Annotated in this window: 18 protein-coding genes; 9 read left to right on the top strand and 9 right to left on the bottom strand. The window is 62.4% G+C overall.

The window, feature by feature from the left end; genetic code table 11:
* The first annotated feature begins 68 nt into the window (after positions 1-68).
* The 5 genes from hemC (at position 69) to ACP15W_RS04390 (ending at position 5,029) form a co-directional block, all read left to right on the top strand.
* The gene (gene hemC / locus ACP15W_RS04410; RefSeq protein ID WP_424931645.1) at positions 69-1,013 is read left to right on the top strand and encodes a hydroxymethylbilane synthase; all 945 of its coding nucleotides are present in this window, start codon (positions 69-71) and stop codon (positions 1,011-1,013) included.
* A gap of 235 nt (positions 1,014-1,248) precedes the next feature.
* Positions 1,249-1,815 carry a sigma-70 family RNA polymerase sigma factor gene (locus ACP15W_RS04405; RefSeq protein ID WP_424931644.1) on the top strand — a complete coding sequence of 189 codons (567 nt, stop codon included), beginning with the start codon at positions 1,249-1,251 and terminating at the stop codon, positions 1,813-1,815.
* A gap of 3 nt (positions 1,816-1,818) precedes the next feature.
* Positions 1,819-2,466: a ChrR family anti-sigma-E factor gene (locus ACP15W_RS04400; RefSeq protein ID WP_424931643.1), complete on the top strand. Its 648-nt coding sequence runs from the start codon at positions 1,819-1,821 to the stop codon at positions 2,464-2,466.
* A 120-nt stretch (positions 2,467-2,586) separates the two neighbouring features.
* On the top strand, positions 2,587-4,299 hold the full coding sequence (gene recJ, locus ACP15W_RS04395) for a single-stranded-DNA-specific exonuclease RecJ (RefSeq protein ID WP_424931642.1): 1,713 nt from the start codon (positions 2,587-2,589) through the stop codon (positions 4,297-4,299).
* Entirely contained in the window at positions 4,292-5,029 is a 738-nt protein-coding gene (locus ACP15W_RS04390; protein WP_424931641.1) for a DUF1194 domain-containing protein, read from the top strand. The genes recJ and ACP15W_RS04390 overlap by 8 nt, the downstream gene beginning before the upstream one ends.
* Positions 5,030-5,037: 8 nt before the next feature.
* Here the strand turns inward: ACP15W_RS04390 and yecR are convergent, their stop codons facing one another.
* On the bottom strand, positions 5,038-5,334 hold the full coding sequence (gene yecR, locus ACP15W_RS04385) for a YecR family lipoprotein (protein WP_424931640.1): 297 nt from the start codon (positions 5,332-5,334) through the stop codon (positions 5,038-5,040).
* Positions 5,335-5,516: 182 nt separating this feature from the next.
* Between yecR and ACP15W_RS04380 the strand changes: the two genes are divergently transcribed.
* Entirely contained in the window at positions 5,517-5,795 is a 279-nt protein-coding gene (locus ACP15W_RS04380) for a hypothetical protein (protein ID WP_424931639.1), read from the top strand.
* 14 nt (positions 5,796-5,809) lie between these two features.
* Here ACP15W_RS04380 and ACP15W_RS04375 read toward each other — a convergent pair whose 3' ends face one another.
* Positions 5,810-6,559 carry an SDR family NAD(P)-dependent oxidoreductase gene (locus tag ACP15W_RS04375; protein WP_424931638.1) on the bottom strand — a complete coding sequence of 250 codons (750 nt, stop codon included), beginning with the start codon at positions 6,557-6,559 and terminating at the stop codon, positions 5,810-5,812.
* Between the two features lie 286 nt (positions 6,560-6,845).
* Between ACP15W_RS04375 and ACP15W_RS04370 the strand changes: the two genes are divergently transcribed.
* Positions 6,846-7,406, top strand: coding sequence for a hypothetical protein (locus ACP15W_RS04370; protein ID WP_424931637.1), 561 nt, complete (start codon positions 6,846-6,848; stop codon positions 7,404-7,406).
* Between the two features lie 347 nt (positions 7,407-7,753).
* On the opposite strand, the gene urtE is transcribed toward ACP15W_RS04370, so the two are convergent.
* From urtE to urtA, 5 genes are all read right to left on the bottom strand, one after another.
* Positions 7,754-8,449 (bottom strand): urea ABC transporter ATP-binding subunit UrtE, encoded by a 696-nt coding sequence (urtE, locus tag ACP15W_RS04365; protein ID WP_424931636.1) that lies wholly within the window; start codon positions 8,447-8,449, stop codon positions 7,754-7,756.
* Position 8,450: 1 nt separating this feature from the next.
* Positions 8,451-9,224 carry an urea ABC transporter ATP-binding protein UrtD gene (gene urtD / locus ACP15W_RS04360; protein ID WP_424931635.1) on the bottom strand — a complete coding sequence of 258 codons (774 nt, stop codon included), beginning with the start codon at positions 9,222-9,224 and terminating at the stop codon, positions 8,451-8,453.
* Positions 9,221-10,336, bottom strand: coding sequence for an urea ABC transporter permease subunit UrtC (urtC, locus tag ACP15W_RS04355; protein WP_424931634.1), 1,116 nt, complete (start codon positions 10,334-10,336; stop codon positions 9,221-9,223). Before urtC ends, urtD begins: the two co-directional genes overlap by 4 nt.
* Before the next feature lie 3 nt (positions 10,337-10,339).
* On the bottom strand, positions 10,340-11,941 hold the full coding sequence (gene urtB, locus ACP15W_RS04350; RefSeq protein WP_424931633.1) for an urea ABC transporter permease subunit UrtB: 1,602 nt from the start codon (positions 11,939-11,941) through the stop codon (positions 10,340-10,342).
* Positions 11,942-12,004: 63 nt separating this feature from the next.
* Positions 12,005-13,291 (bottom strand): urea ABC transporter substrate-binding protein, encoded by a 1,287-nt coding sequence (gene urtA, locus ACP15W_RS04345; RefSeq protein ID WP_424931632.1) that lies wholly within the window; start codon positions 13,289-13,291, stop codon positions 12,005-12,007.
* Between the two features lie 420 nt (positions 13,292-13,711).
* On the opposite strand from urtA, the gene ACP15W_RS04340 reads away from it, so the two are divergent.
* Positions 13,712-14,680 (top strand): 1-phosphofructokinase family hexose kinase, encoded by a 969-nt coding sequence (locus ACP15W_RS04340; RefSeq protein WP_424931631.1) that lies wholly within the window; start codon positions 13,712-13,714, stop codon positions 14,678-14,680.
* 11 nt (positions 14,681-14,691) lie between these two features.
* On the opposite strand, the gene ACP15W_RS04335 is transcribed toward ACP15W_RS04340, so the two are convergent.
* Both ACP15W_RS04335 and ACP15W_RS04330 read right to left on the bottom strand, forming a co-directional pair.
* The gene (locus tag ACP15W_RS04335; protein WP_424931630.1) at positions 14,692-14,901 is read right to left on the bottom strand and encodes a heavy-metal-associated domain-containing protein; all 210 of its coding nucleotides are present in this window, start codon (positions 14,899-14,901) and stop codon (positions 14,692-14,694) included.
* Between the two features lie 85 nt (positions 14,902-14,986).
* Positions 14,987-15,385 carry an ArsR/SmtB family transcription factor gene (locus ACP15W_RS04330; RefSeq protein ID WP_424931629.1) on the bottom strand — a complete coding sequence of 133 codons (399 nt, stop codon included), beginning with the start codon at positions 15,383-15,385 and terminating at the stop codon, positions 14,987-14,989.
* A 295-nt stretch (positions 15,386-15,680) separates the two neighbouring features.
* Here ACP15W_RS04330 and ACP15W_RS04325 point away from each other — a divergent pair, with 295 nt between their 5' ends.
* Positions 15,681-16,076, top strand: coding sequence for an AtpZ/AtpI family protein (locus tag ACP15W_RS04325; protein WP_424931628.1), 396 nt, complete (start codon positions 15,681-15,683; stop codon positions 16,074-16,076).
* The last annotated feature ends 5 nt before the right edge of the window (positions 16,077-16,081 follow it).

The raw sequence follows: 16,081 nt of genomic DNA, 5'->3' as shown, positions 1-16,081 counted from the left end.
CCGCCTTGCGCATGAAGTCGCGCGACCTTACCCATGCGTGCCGGAATGAAAAGCGAAACCCGCCCGAGATGACCCCCGACCTTCCTATGCCCGAGCGCCCCCTTCTGATCGGAACCCGCGGCAGCCCGCTTGCTCTCGCACAAGCGTATGAAACCCGGGACCGTCTCATGGCGGAGCACGGCTTGCCTGAGGAATCCTTTGAGATCGTGGCCATCAAGACGACCGGCGATCGGGTGCAGAACCGGCCCCTGTCGGAAATCGGTGGCAAGGGTCTCTTCACCAAGGAAATCGAGGAAGCCCTTCTTTCGGGCGCAATCGACATTGCCGTTCATTCCATGAAAGATATGCCGGTGGAGCAGCCCAATGGGTTGGGTCTTTCCTGCTATCTCCCCCGCGAAGACCCTCGCGACGCCTTTATTAGTCTCGACGGCCTGACGCTTGCCGATCTGCCGGAAGGTGCCGTGGTCGGGACGTCGAGCCTGCGGCGCAAGGCACAGCTCAAGTTCCGCAGGCCCGATCTGGAGGTCGTGGAGTTTCGGGGAAACGTCCAGACCCGGCTGCGAAAGCTCCGGGAAGGCGTGGCTCAAGCCACTTTCCTGGCCATGGCGGGGCTCAGGCGACTCGGAATGACCGAAATCGCCACCACGCCAATTTCCGAGGACGACATGCTCCCCGCTGTGGCGCAGGGTGCAATCGGTATCGAGCAAAGGCTCGACGATGATCGCGTGTCAGATCTCCTCGCACCGATCCACGACGGCCCGACCGGCAGGCGCCTCGCGGCGGAGCGGTCATTTCTCGCGGGACTCGACGGGTCATGCCAGACACCAATCGGCGGGCTTGCAATACTTGATGGTGACAGGCTGACGCTTCGGGGCGAAATTCTCCGGCCGAGCGGATCCGAATGCCTCTCTCATTCCATCGCAGGAAGCGTCGAAGACGGTGCTGCTATGGGCGCGGAAGCAGCCGCCATCTTGCGGGAACGCGCCGGTCCGGGCTTCTTCTCCGACGCCTGATCCGTTCCAGCTTTATTTCGAGAAGCACATCACCCGGAATCTCCGGATTGGCTGGGCCTCACCCTGTCTGGCCGCGGCATCAATCGTTTCACATTACATGTACGTCGATTGATCCAATTCGAAGGGGCAACCGTAGAGTCACCGAAACGAAACATGGTCTGGCAGAAACCCAGATGGTCACGAGTAGGCTTAAATGGCTGTAGCCATGCCCGAGCAGGGCATGCAATTAAGGAGTATGGACTGTGAAACGTCACGCCCCGATCAGCTATCGGATGCGACAATCTGGCTACTCGCCGTGCGCGACGAACGGGATCGAACAGCTTTCGCAAAACTGTTCGACCACTTCTCGCCGCGACTGAAGGCGATGCTTATGAAGACCGGTCTCAACAGTGGTGCCGCGGAAGACGTCCTGCAGGATGTCATGCTTTCGGTCTGGCGAAAGGCATCGCAGTTCGATCCGCACCGCGCGGAGGCTTCGGCATGGATCTACCGGATCGCCCGGAACAGGCGGATCGACTTGGCGCGCCGCGAGGGACGACCGGTTCCAGACGAAATCGCCAACGAACCGGAAGCCCAGTCGGATGCAGGCATGATTCTGGCGCTGGATCAGGAGGCCCGGCGGCTCCGCGAAGCGCTCGGCAATCTCGCGCCGGAGCAATCGGCCATAATAGAGAAGGCCTATCTGGGCGAGCTGACACATCGGGAGATATCCACGGAAACGGGCTTGCCTCTTGGAACGATCAAATCACGCATCCGGCTCGGGCTCGAACGGCTGCGGCATGAACTGAAGGACTTGCGATAGGGAATGAAGGTCGCATCGCATCATATTCCGGAGCATCTGCTCCAAGCCTATGTCTGCGGCACGCTGCCGCACCCGTTCTCGGTCGTGGTCGCAGCACATGTTTCACTGTGCGACGAATGCCGAGCCTACATGGAGGCTCTCGAGGTTCTTGGTGGAGCGGTGGTCGACCGGCTTGAACCGGCGACAGTCAGCCAGGGCCTTAGGGAGCGTGTGCTGAGCCAACTCGATGATTTCGAACCGATGCCCGAGTCGCCATCACGCAGTCGCCCCGATGGGATATATCCCGGCCCGGTTATGGCGGCACTGGGTGGAAACGCGCCGCGTTGGCGACCGCTCGGGGGTGGCATACGTCAGCAGGTTCTGGACAAGTCCCCGGAGGGATCCTTGCGTCTTCTCTATATCCCGCCCGGAATGGCTGTGCCCGAACATGGACATTCCGGACTGGAAATGACGCTGGTTCTGCAGGGCAGTTTCCACGATGGTCGCAATTGCTACCAGGTGGGCGACGTTGAGGTCGAAGACGACGACGGCTGCGACCACAAACCGCAGGCGGGTCCGGGGGACCCGTGCATCTGCCTCGCTGCGACTGACTCGCCCCTACGTTTCACGGGCATGTTGCCCCGCCTCATTCAGCCACTTCTGGGGATCTGAACACCTTGCGGAGATGTTGCGCGCTCGTGCGCGGATCTGCACTGGAAAGCGGGCAGCTTTCCGGGCAAAGACCTCTGCATGACCGAACGCCCGCTGTGTCTCAATGTTGAAAATTCTCTCATGCGTCGACGCTGGCTTGGAGCCACGACGGATGAAGAACGTCATGCCCTCGCACTTGCGCAAACTTGCGGCATCCCGGAAATACTTGCCACCATCCTTGCACGTCGCGGGATCGCCCCTGGCGAGGCCACTGGGTTTCTGGCTCCAACCCTTCGGGATTTGTTGCCGGACCCGTCCAGCCTGCGGGACATGGACAAGGCCGCCTCACGCTTCCACGAGGCGGTGAAGAAGCGCGAACGGATCGCGATCTTCGCCGACTACGATGTGGATGGTGGTGCGTCGGCCGCCCTTCTGGTCTGCTGGCTAAGGCATCTCGGGATCCGCCCGACGCTCTATATTCCTGACCGCCTCAAGGAGGGCTACGGTCCGAACACGCCCGCCATGGAACGTCTTGGCTGCGAGCACGACCTGATCGTTTGTGTGGACTGCGGGACACTGAGCCACGATCCAATTGCTGCGGCTCAATGTGACGTAATCGTACTGGATCACCATCTGGCAGGCGAAACCATGCCGGATTGCATCGCGGTGGTGAACCCGAACCGTCATGACGATGACAGTGGTCTCGGGCATATCTGCGCTGCGGCGGTCGTCTTTCTCATGCTCGTTGGTGTCAATCGACTGATGCGCGCCGAGAGTCAGAATGGTCCGAACCTTCTCGGGCTCCTCGATCTTGTAGCCCTCGCAACAGTTGCCGACGTAGCGCCGCTGAAAGGGCTGAACCGGGCCTTTGTCCGACAGGGCCTTGCGGTCATGTCCGAGCACGGCCGACCCGGGATCGCGGCGCTTGCATCTGTTGCGAAGCTGAAGACGGCCCCCACCTGCCATACGCTCGGCTTTGTCTTTGGGCCTCGGGTGAATGCGGGAGGGCGGATCGGAGCACCCGATATCGGGGCGCGGCTGCTGTCGACCGCCGATCATCATGAAGCGGCAGCACTCGCGGAGCGTCTCGACCGGCTTAACACCGAGCGCCGCTCGCTCGAAGCTGCCGTTGCGAACCAGGCGCTCGATCAGGTTGAGGCGCGCGGCGAACCCGGCCCCCTCATCTGGGCCGCCAGCGAGGGGTGGCACCCCGGGGTCGTGGGGATCGTTGCGTCGCGCCTCAAGGAAGCGTTTGGCCGACCAGCCATTGTGATCGGCTTTGACGGAGAGGCCGGAAAGGGCTCTGGGCGCTCCGCGGGAGGCCTGGACATGGGAGCGTGCATTGCGCGCCTGCGCGACGAGGGGCTCATCGAAAAGGGCGGCGGTCATAAAGCTGCGGTCGGGCTCAGCCTCACCCAAGCGCAACTTGGGCCGGCCATGTCTAGGCTTGAGGAGCTGATTGCCGAAGCCGGCGCGGCGCCCGAGGTTCAGGACGAGATGGAGATCTCGGGGGTCCTTGGGGTTGGGGGCGCGACACTGGATGCGGCCGAGGCCATCGCTCAGGCCGGACCATTCGGAATGTCGGCACCGGCGCCGAGGGTTGCGATTGCGGATGCGCGCATCTCCCGGTTCCGTCCGGTCGGTGAGAGCCATCTCTCACTGACCTTGAGCGACTCCTTGGGTGGAAGGCTCGAAGCTATTTCCTTCGGCGCATTCGAGTCGGATTTCGGCGAAACCCTGAACGGGCTCAGAGATCGACCGATCCATTTTGCGGGCCGGCTGGAGCGCGATGATTGGGGCGGACGATCGAAGGCAAAGCTTTTCGTGGAGGACGCTGCTCCAGCCCGTGATTGACCTGACGCGAGGCAAGGCGTCAAACTCGTTTCGCATGAGGTATGTTCGAAAGATTGCCTGCGGATTCCTTCCATTTCTGGTACCCTGCTGCCTTGCGGGCCCTTCGCTCGTGGAGGCATGTGCTCTTTCACTTGTACTCGCCCTTGATGTTTCCGCGTCTGTGGATGCTCGGGAATATGAACTTCAGCGGGAAGGACTGGCACGGGCGCTCACGGATGAGAGCGTCAAGAGTGCAATCCAGGCGCAGAATGGCATCTGGCTGACGGCCTTCGAATGGAGTGGAACGCGCCAGCAGTATGACTGGCTTGAGTGGCAATTCATCGACAGCCGTCAATTAATAGACGCGGCAGCAAACCGTATCCGGACCAGGGAAAGAACCGTCGCGGAATTTCCGACGGCGTTGGGCTATGCCCTCACTCATGCCCGGCTAAGACTGCAAGATACGCCAGCAACCTGTGTTCGTCAGGTGATCGATATTGCCGGCGATGGCGTGAACAATGACGGATTCCCCCCGGCAAGCGCCTACAGGGCGATGGATATGACGGGAATCACCGTGAACGCGCTGGTGATTGCCGGTGATCTCCCCCCGCCGGTGCCATACTACCGCGAGGAAGTCATTTTCGGCCCGGGAGCCTTTGTCGAAGTTGCCGATGGCTACGAAGACTATGCAGATGCCATGCGTCGAAAGTTGCTACGCGAGATTGGCGCAAGCTATGTCGCGCTCCCGTAGAGCGACTTTCAGCCGTGACACTCATAGTAGCGGGTGAGTTGCGTTTCCATGCAGCGCCCGTGCTTGTCCCAGGCCTGACAGAATTCGCGTGTGCCGGTGAAGGTTGGCTGCGATTTGTAGCCCCAGGACCGGCAGCGTGTTGCAGCGCCCTCATGCGCCACGTTCCAGTCCGGTTCGAAAGGGTGGAACAGCGAAACCGTCGATGACATCGAGACGACACCGTCCGCCTTGCTCCCGCCGCTTTGGTCCGGCTTGATCACGCGATCGCCACCAGAGCATGCCGCGACAAAAAACAGCGCAGACATCAAGAAAGCCATCCGAATCCCGGAAATCATCACCAAACCCCATCCATTCCCCGCTTTGAAAATGCACTCGGAGGCCCGCTTGCGTCAAACGTGAGGTTACCAAAGAGTTAATTCCTTGATGCCAGTCATGGCACGACTCAGGTTTTGGGAGGATACTAATTCAGCAATGGGGAGGCTGAATCATGATAACACCGGAGGAAATCGTGGACATGACGGATCTGAGTCCCGACGAGGTCGAGCTTATCGAGAAGCATGAATATCTCGGATGTATGGTCGCCGCGGCTGCAATGGCAGATTATCTCATGCATCAGCACAAGGGGCCGCAGGCCGTGCAACGGATGATCTGTGACGAGATTCGCGGCGCATTGCACGCCAATGACCTGAAACGGGCGCGTGAGCTTTACGAGACGCTGCACCACTTCATGTCGGAGCATCCGGAGGCTGCGCACGGATCCATTTGAAAAGAAGTGTCTTTCTAGACCTCGTCTGCCCAAGGCGCGCGGGTGAACAACCCACCGTCCACCCAAAGTGTCTGACCGGTGACGAAGGAGGCCGCCGGACCGGCGAGAAACAGTACCGGCCCTGCAATATCCTCTCCGGTGCCAACGCGCGCGAGCGGCGTGATCCGCGACCAGCGCGCCGCATAATCGGGCGATTCTTCGGCGGTGCGGGCGTTCAGGATTGCGCCGGGGGCCACGCAATTGACCCTTATTCCATGGGACCCGAGTTCAACCGCGGAAATCTTTGTGAACTGCTCGATCCCGCCTTTGGAAGCGGTGTAGTCGACAAGATTCGGAAAGGCCACCTTGTTGCAGCCCGAGCCGATATTGATGATGGCGCCGCCCTTGCCATCGGCGATCATCTCGCGCGCTGCGGCCTGCGTGTTGAGAAAACAGCCGCGCAGATTTGTGCGCATCACCGCATCCCAACGCTCGACCGAAAGCTCGAGAAGCGGCGCCCATGTCTGGATTCCTGCATTGTTTACAAGCACATCCGGGGCGCACCCGAAACGCTCACGCAGCGTCTCATAGAGCGCTGGAACCGCTTCCTCATCGCCGGCATCGCAGGGGAAGCCGGTGGCGGTGACCTCGTGTTCGAGGGAATGGGCGGCGTCGGGATCGGCGACATAGGTGAATGCGACCTCGTAGCCATCCGCGGCGAATGCCTTGACCAGGTCGCGCCCGATGCCGGTATTGCCCCCTGTCACGACTGCCAGACGCGCCATGCCCTGCCCCCGATTTGCCATGCAGCTTTTATGCATATTTCATGCATATTCCATGCAGATAATTTCCGCACCCGTTGCCCGGAGATTAACACACAGACGCCCCTCCAACGCTCCGCGATTTTCTCGAGGAGACATCACACGCCAGAGTGATTGAGCGAGGTCCGCAGGCATGGAACCTCCCCAGCCGTTCGCGACTTTAACGCTCATCCGAATGCAGGCGCCTTCGGATGCCATCGAGGCACCGCTGATAGCGCCGCATTCAATGTCACACCATTGGAGCTTCGAAGTGCAGACTGTCACAACGTCCAGAACATCGACCATCGCGGCGCTTTACCGCGACGAATACGCCGCGGAGCGAACCGCTGCCCGGCTCGAATCCGTCGGAATTCCGGCCACCGCGATCACCTTGCGAAGCGAGGCACGGGAGGCGGATATTGCCGATCTTCCCCTGCCCGAAGAGGACCGTAGTCGATACGCCGCGGGCATCGAGCGCGGTTGCACACTGCTGCTGGTCGCGGACATCGCAACGGGAACGGAAACCAGCATCATCGGCATTCTCGACCATGAGGCGATCGATATCGACGCCGAGCCACAAGGCGCAAAGCCCGTCTACGATACGGTCGGTCAGTTTGGTGGCGCGGGCAGTGCCACGGGTGAGTTCGACCGCCTCACGGGACAAAGGATAGGAACGCCAGAGGGGTTGCATGCCGATGAACCGCAAACGCCCGCGGGCGGCGTCGTGGGCCAGGCCACTGGCGAATTCGATCGCCTGACAGGTGAACGCATCGGCGGAGAAACCGACACGGCCATTCCGACCCACACACGCTCCAGGGTCTATCCCAAGTAAACGCGCCCTGTTGCGCACCTCGGCAATGGCCCTGAAACCGCCAGCCCTCGCGGGAGATCTTGAAGGCGCGCGACGATTGGACCATCGCGCGCTTTTCTTTTGCGGACGTTCACTTAGGCAGTAGCCGACAGTGGGGACATTCCTGCCAATTCCCGAGACGCGTCATCGGTGCTGGATGCAATGGCACGGGACAAGCCGAAGGCGCCGAGCCTAGACGGCCCGACCGGACGGGCTGGCGCATCGTCGATGCAGGGGCACCCGGCAGATCTACGCAGAAACTTCACCATAAACCGCGTCGAACAGCCGTTGTTGCGCCAACCCCCAGTCCGCCGCCGGCCCGGCCGAGCCTAGACCGTCATCCAGCGCTGGACCTCGGCCTCGTCCACTTCGCCCTTCCGGCCCGAGAGCACGATGGCGCCGCGATCCATGACGGCATAGTGGTCCGCGAGTTCGGTGGCGAATTCGAAATACTGCTCCACCAGAACAATCGCCATGGTGCCCTGCTTGCGCAGAAAGGAAATCGCCCGGCCGATGTCCTGGATGACGTTGGGCTGAATGCCCTCGGTCGGCTCGTCCATCAGGAGGAGTTTCGGTCGCGTAACCAGCGCGCGTCCGATGGCAAGCTGCTGCTGCTGCCCACCGGAAAGGTCCCCGCCCCGGCGGCCAAGCATTTCCTTAAGCACGGGGAAAAGCTCGAACACGATCTCGGGCACCTTCTTCTCGCCGCGCGGCAGGAGCGAGAACCCGGTTTCGAGATTCTCCTTCACCGTGAGGAGCGGAAAGATCTCGCGGCCCTGCGGCACGGTGGCGACACCGGCCCGCGCGCGGTGATCGGAGCGCATCCTGCTGATGTCCTTGCCATCGAACATGATCTTGCCGCCCGAGATCGGGCAGCGCCCGGACACCGCCCGCATCAGAGATGTCTTGCCCACGCCATTGCGCCCGAGAACGCATGTGACCTTTCCGGGTTCGGCCATGACCGAGACGCCTTTGAGGGCCTGTGCCGCACCATAGTGCAGGTTCATGTTTTCAACCGACAGCATCTCAGCGCCCCAGATAGACTTCGATGACTTCCGGGTTCGCCGACACGTGATCGAGCGAGCCCTCCGCCAGAACGTGACCCCGGTGCAGGACCGTGACCTTGCAATCGAGCGCGCGGACAAACTCCATGTCGTGCTCGATGACGAGGATCGAATGCTTGCCCGCAAGCGTGCGCAGAAGCTCCGCCGTGCGCATCGTCTCCGCATCCGTCATGCCGGCAGCCGGCTCGTCCACCAGGAGAAGGGCCGGGTCCTGCGCGAGCAGCATGCCGATCTCGAGCCACTGCTTCTGGCCGTGGCTGAGCGAGCCCGCAAGGCGGAAGCGGTGATCGGTCATGCGCACCGTTTCCATCAGTTCGTCGATGCGGTCGGCGTCCGACTTGTCCTTCTTGTAGAGGAGCGCGGCGGGAACACCGCGGTCGCCCGCCAGCGCCAGCAGGAAGTTGTCGTAGACGGTCAGCGTCTCGAAAACCGTGGGTTTCTGGAACTTGCGCCCGATGCCGAGCCGGGCGCTGCCGGCCTCGTCGAGCCGGGTGAGGTCCACCGCATTGTCCCAGACCACCTCGCCCGAGTCGGGCCGTGTCTTGCCGGTGATGATGTCGAGCATCGTCGTCTTGCCCGCGCCATTGGGTCCGACCACGGCCCGCAATTCGCCCTTTTCGATATAGATCGAGAGGTCGTTGATGGCCTTGTAGCCGTCGAAGCTGCGATTGACGCCGTTGAGATAGAGCTGCGTTGCGTGGGGGCCGCGGTCCCCCGGCTTGGTTGACGTTGTCATGCCTCAGCCTCCTTGCCGACAGGCTCGGCCTTTTCCCGCTTGCGGAAGGCGCCTTCGATGAGGCCCAGCACGCCTTGCGGCAGGTAGATGGTGACCAGAACGAAGGTGGCGCCCAGAACGAAGAGCCAGGCATCGGGGATCGTCGCCGTGAGCCAGCTCTCGGCGGCAGCCACGATCAGCGCGCCCATGGCCGCGCCGACCAGCGTGCCGCGTCCGCCGAGTGCCACCCAGATCACGATGCCGATGGATTTCGCCGGGCTGAACTCGCCGGGATTGATGATGCCCACCTGCGGCACGTAGAGCGCACCGGCGAGGCCCGCGAGCATGGCGGAGACCACGAAGATGAAGAGCTTGTAGTGCTCGACCCGGTAGCCCATGAACCGCGTGCGGCTCTCGGCATCGCGGATGGCGATCAGGATCTTGCCGTATTTCGAGATGGTGATCTTGCGGCCAAGGAGCACGCCGAAGCCGAGCGCCAGCCCCGAGAGCACGTAGAGACCGACCCGTGTGGTGTCCGCCGAGAGCGAGAAGCCCAGCACGTCGCGGAAGTCCGTGAGCCCGTTGTTGCCGCCGAAGCCCATCTCGTTGCGGAAGAAGGCGAGCAGGAGTGCATAGGTCATCGCCTGGGTGATGATCGAGAGGTAGACGCCCGTGACGCGGGAGCGGAAGGCGAACCAGCCGAAGATGAAGGCGAGCGCGCCCGGAACCAGGAACACCATGAGGGCGGCGAACCAGAACATGTCGAAGCCGTGCCAGAACCAGGGCAGCTCCTCGTAGCCGAGAAACACCATGAAGTCGGGCAGGATCGGGTTGGCGTAAACGCCGCGGTCGCCGATCTCGCGCATCAGGTGCATGCCCATGGCGTAGCCGCCGAGCCCGAAGAAGGCGGCATGGCCGAGCGAGAGGATGCCGCAATAGCCCCATACGAGGTCGAGGGCGACCGCAAGCAGCGCGTAGCAGAGGTATTTGCCGAGCAGTGCCACGATATGGCTCGGCACGTAGCCAAGACCGCCGGGCTGCACCATCAGGTTGCCGATGGGCACGAGCACGATCGCCGCGAAGAGGACGGCGAGAAAGATGCCGATGCGCGGAGAGATGAGGGGTTCTTGCATGTCTCAGCCCTCCACGGCGCGGCCACGCTGCGGGAAGAGCCCGCGGGGTCGCTTCTGGATGAACAGGATGATGAAGACGAGGATCAGGATCTTGCCCAGGACCGCGCCGGCGTAGGGTTCGAGGAACTTGTTGGCGATCCCGAGCGAGAAGGCCGCGGCAAAGGTGCCCCAGAGGTTGCCCGCGCCGCCGAACACCACGACGAGGAAGCTGTCGATGATGTAGGTCTGGCCGAGATTGGGCGAGACGTTGTCGATCTGGGAAAGCGCCACGCCGGCGAGCCCGGCGATGCCCGCGCCGAGCCCGAAGGTCAGCGCGTCCACCCGGCCCGTGGGGATGCCCATCTCCGAGGCCATGGCGCGGTTCTGCGTCACCGCGCGCATCTGGAGGCCAAGTGCCGTGCGGCGCAGGAGCGTGAGCAGGGCCACGAAGACCACGATGGCGAAGATGATGATGTAGAAACGGTTCCAGGTTACGGTCATCTCGCCGAACTGGAAGGCGCCCGACATCCAGGAGGGGTTGCCGACCTCCTGGTTGGTGGGGCCGAAGATCGTGCGGACCGACTGCTGGAGGATCAGGCTCACACCCCAGGTGGCAAGCAGCGTCTCCAGTGGGCGGCCATAGAGGTGGCGCACGATGCCGCGCTCGATGCCCACGCCCACGGCACCGGCCACGAGGAAGGCTGCGGGTGTGGCGATCAGGAGCGAGTAATCGAAGAGCCAGGGGGCGGAGGTTCGGATCACCTCCTGCACCATGAAGGTGGTGTAGGCGCCGAGCATGATCAGCTCGCCATGGGCCATGTTGATGACCCCCATCACTCCAAAGGTGATGGCGAGCCCGACGGCGGCAAGCAGCAGCACCGAGCCGAGCGAGAGGCCGAACCAGATGTTCTGGGCCTGCGCCCACATGGCGCGCTTGCGTTCGATGCCGGCGATGGCCTCTTCCGCGGCTTCGGCAATCGCGGGATCGTCGGAGTTGCGATAGGCACCCAGCGCCGCGAGGGCCGCATTCCCGCCCTTGGAGGCCACCATGTCGATCGCCTCGACCTTGATGTCCGTGGGGGCGTCGGTTTCAAGCAGCGTGCGGGCGCGGGCCTGTTCCAGCGCGCGGCGGATCTCGCTGTCCTCCTCGACCTCGAGCGCGGTCTCAAGTGCCTCGATCTGATCCGGGTCGGGGGCATCAAAAGCGGCATTGGCCGCGCTCAGCCGTCGTGCGGGGTTCGGGTTGGTGAGGTTGAGCGTGCCGATGGCCGCGGCGATCACCCGCCGAAGCGAGTTGTTGATGCGAATGGCATCCGTTGTGCGCCGTTCGACAGGGCCGAGATCCGCGCCGGTAAGCGGATCGGTTCCCACCTGGTTGGAGCGCGAACCCGTGACGATAAGAATCGCGCCGTCGCTCTCGCGCACATGCAGGTCGCGGTCGCCCAGGGCACGCAAAACGGCAAGCGCGCGCTCATCGCCTGTAACGGCAATCGCGCGGATCACCTCCGCGCGGTCGTCGTAATCCCCTTCGGGAAGCTGCGGCAGCAGGTCCTCCAGCGTTTGGGAAAAAGCTGGCGTGGTGACGCTGACCACCAACCAGACAAATAGAGTTACTAGAAAACGCATGTGCCCCCGCAGGATAATCAGAAGCCGCGCGGACGTCCCTGCCCGCGCGGAAGAGCCAATGGCTTACTCGGCGGAACCGCCGCAGGTCTCGGTTTCGGTATTGAAGTTGCCGCAGTCGAGCTCGACCCAATCGGCGACGAGGGTCGCGCTTTCGGGCAGGAAGTCGGACCAAGCATCGCCCGGAATGAGATCGTCGGTTTCTTCCACGACCTCGAACTGGCCGTCATCGAGGATCTCACCGATCAGCACCGGCTTGGTGATGTGATGGTTGGGAAGCATGACCGACATGCCGCCCGTGAGGTTCGGCGCTTCGGTGCCCGGCAGGGTGTCGATGACCGTGTCGGGGTCGGTGGTGCCAGCTTCCTCGACCGCCTTCACCCACATGTTGAAGCCGATGTAGTGGGCTTCCATTGGGTCGTTGGTGACCTCGTTCTCGTCACCGGTGAACTCGAGCCACTTCTCGACGAACGCGTCGTTCTCTTCCGTATCGACCGACATGAAGTAATTCCACGCGGCCAGGTGGCCTTCGAGCGGCGCGGTGTCGAGACCGGCAAGCTCTTCCTCACCCACGGAGAAGGCAACGACCGGAATGTCGGTCGCGGTGATGCCCTGGTTGCCGAGTTCCTTGTAGAACGGCACGTTGGCATCGCCGTTGATCGTGGAGACCACGGCGGTCTTCTTGCCCTGTGAGCCGAATTCCTTGATCTCGGAAACGATCGTCTGCCAGTCGGAATGACCGAACGGCGTGTAGTTGATCATGATGTCTTCTTCGGCGACGCCGGCATCCTTGAGGTACTGCTCGAGGATCAGGTTTGTCGTGCGCGGATAGACATAGTCGGTGCCTGCGAGCACCCAGCGCTCGACGCCTTCAACATCGGACAGGTAATCTACCGCTGGGATGGCCTGCTGGTTCGGGGCGGCGCCGGTGTAGAACACGTTGCGCTGGCTTTCCTGGCCCTCATACTGGACCGGGTAGAACAGGATCGAGTTCAGTTCCTCGAAAACCGGCAGAACCGACTTGCGGCTCACCGAGGTCCAGCAGCCGAACACCACATCGACGCCCTGGCCCGCGATCAGCTCACGCGACAGTTCGGCGAAACGCGGCCAGTCGGAGGCGGGGTCCACGACCACCGGCTCGAGCTGCTTGCCGAGGACACCGCCCTTGGCGTTCTGCTCCTCGATGAGCATCAGCATGACGTCTTTCAGCGTCGTCTCGGAAATGGCCATCGTGCCGGATAGCGAGTGCAGGATGCCGACCTTGATCGTGTCGTCCTGCGCATACGCCGGAGCAGAAGCGAGGCAGCCGGCCAGAGCCGTCGCTGCCCAAAGATTCTTGAGTTTGTATTGCATGGATTCGTCCCATCCCTCTTGTCTGCAAACCGGGTCGCGCAGGTGGGTCCGTGACGAACATTCCGGATCGCCGCCCCCTTCAGCGCAGTCGCGTGAAGCTGCAAAGCACCCCCTCGCGGGTCAAGGAAACAGGCGCACAAGCATTGTGCAGAAACTGACGGAAGGGCCGGTATGAACACAAATCGCACAGCATTGATCACAAATTAGACATCATGGATGTGGATAACGACGCGACCGGCGCATGAAATGTCGCTTCTCGCTGCCGGTTGCCGGCAAAATCGCTCCTCGCGCGGCGACCACGGCGCAGGTGACCCACCGGTGAATCCTTCTGCTCATATAGGTGCGAGAGCGTTTGCCACCGCGCACTGCTCGCCCTAACCTGAGCACAAAGACTGCCTCACGAAAGGGATCACGAGACCGATGAAGCAGATTGTCACGCTCACGCTCAACCCTTGCGTGGATGGATCATGCGAGACCGAAACCGTCCACCCGACCCACAAGATCCGTACTCATAACCAGCGGTATGATCCCGGCGGGGGCGGCATCAACGTCTCGCGCGTGGTTTCCGAACTCGGCGGCGGGACCACGGCCGTCTATCTCAGCGGCGGCGCCATCGGGCGGCTCCTCGACGACCTGCTGGCGGAGATGACCTTCGAGACGAAGGAAATCCCGATTTCAGCCATGACTCGCATGAGCCAGGCCGTGATCGAGACCGCGACGCATCTGGAGTATCGGTTCACGCCCGAAGGTCCGACCGTGACCCCGGATGAATGGACCCGGTGTCTTTCCGAGATCCGGGAAATGGACTTCGACTACCTCGTTGCGAGCGGTTCCTGCCCGAAGGGCCTTCCCGTCACCTGCTATTGCGAGGTTTCCGATCTGGCGCGCGAGCGGGGCGCGAAGTTCGTTCTCGATACGTCGGGCGAGATCTTCGAGGCCACCGTGGCCCATGGCGGCATTCACCTCGCAAAACCGTCGCTTGGCGAGTTGCGCAAGCTCCTCGGAAAGCCGCTTCACACCGCCGTCGAGATCGAAGCCGCCGCAATCGAACTGACGAACCAGGGAAACATCGAGCTTGCCGCCGTGACGATGGGCAGTGATGGCGCGATGTTGGCCGGGAATGGCGAGGCGATCTGGCTTCGCCCGCCGGAGGTGGAGGTGACGAGCGCGGTCGGCGCCGGGGACAGCTTTCTGGGTGGAATGCTCTATGCCCTCTCACAGGGCCAGTCGCCGAGCGATGCGTTCACGCTTGGAACGGCCGCCGGGACGGCCGCGGTCATCACGCCGGGCACGGAGCTTTGCCGGAAGGCGGATATCGAGCGGTTCCGGGACGAATTGACGCGCTCCCCGGACCGCAGCAAACCGTCGGGATACACGATTTCGGGGTGATCCGCCCGTGATCAGCCGCTTCGGGCGCCCGACTCCACGAGGTAGCCTTCCATCTCGATCGCGTTCCGGACGAGTTCGGGCTCGGCATCTGTCTTGATTGTCATGCGCCCGGTCGAAAGGTCGACCGCCACCTGCGCTGTCGGGTCGGATATCTGAACGGCCCGCGCAACGCGCTGCTTGCAGGCATCCGATCTCATTCCACTGACCTTGAACTCGAGCATTTCCAATCTCCCGAACAATATTCTTGCGCGGCGTTGCTCGCCGCTTGCCGCAGCCCCCAGAATGAGGCGGCTGAATACCTTATATCTAGGAATGCTCGCCCTCCGACGAAACCCCGGAGTCTGACAACCCTGGGGACTCCGCGTCGTATTTCTCGCTCAAGACGTTCTCGATCATCCGCTCGAGCGCATCGTAGTCGTCCATGGCGAAGGCGCCGAAGCCCTGCATCCAGAGGAAGGCCGCGGCCAACCCGTCCGGCTCCAACCGGCAGCTGCGCACCCGCCCGTCACGTCTCTGGCTCACCAGCCCGGCGCGGGCGAGGATCTGAAGGTGCTTCGAGACGGCTGCAAGCGACATGGGCAGCGGCTCGGCAATGGCGCTGACCATTTGCTCGCCGTCCAGAAGCTCCCGCAGGATCGCGCGGCGCGTCGGGTCGGCCAGCGCGGCGAAGATCAGATCCAGATCGGGCTCGGTGAGACTGTCCATCCCGAAAGCCTTTGCCATGGGTCGAGCAAGAGTCAACCGCTCGGTTGAGTATGGGGTCCAGCAAAATCAACCATTTGGTTGATCGTGTGAATCATGGTCGCGAAAGACTGCCGCAATGCGAAATGAATGTGCCGGGGAATCGCAGAATTATGTTTTATCTATATTTGTCAGACACATAATCGGATTCATACACGGTCGCGTTTTCTTGACAGACCTTTCACGATTGCATTAAGACCACCTCGAAACGTCAGAACTGGGGCTTGGGGGCACCAAACGGATTTCGGGGGCACGCGCGATGGAGAAGGACGACTTTTCCCGACGCATGCAGGCACTCGAAGACCGGATCAGCGCAGCCAAGGCATCCTCCGCACCGAAGCCGAAGAAAGGTGCGCAGGACAAGTTCACGCAGGGATCGCTCGCCTGGCGCATGGTGACCGAACTCGTCGCGGGAATGCTGCTGGGACTGGCAATCGGTTACGGGCTGGACAGCCTGTTCGGAACGCTCCCGGTGTTCCTCATGCTGTTCGCCATACTGGGCTTCGCGGCCGGGGTTCGGACGATGGTTCGAACGGCCGAGGAAGTCCGGAGAAAACGCGGCGAAGCGGCCCGGCTGGGTGGCGACGCACGCGACATGGAAAATCCTCCGGAACCGGGGGACGGGACCGACCCGCAAGGGCCGAAAGAGGGCTGAGAGAG

The organism is Amaricoccus macauensis (assembly GCF_049800915.1).
GTDB classification, from domain to species: domain Bacteria; phylum Pseudomonadota; class Alphaproteobacteria; order Rhodobacterales; family Rhodobacteraceae; genus Amaricoccus; species Amaricoccus macauensis_A.
This window is presented reverse-complemented; position numbering and strand designations above follow the sequence as displayed.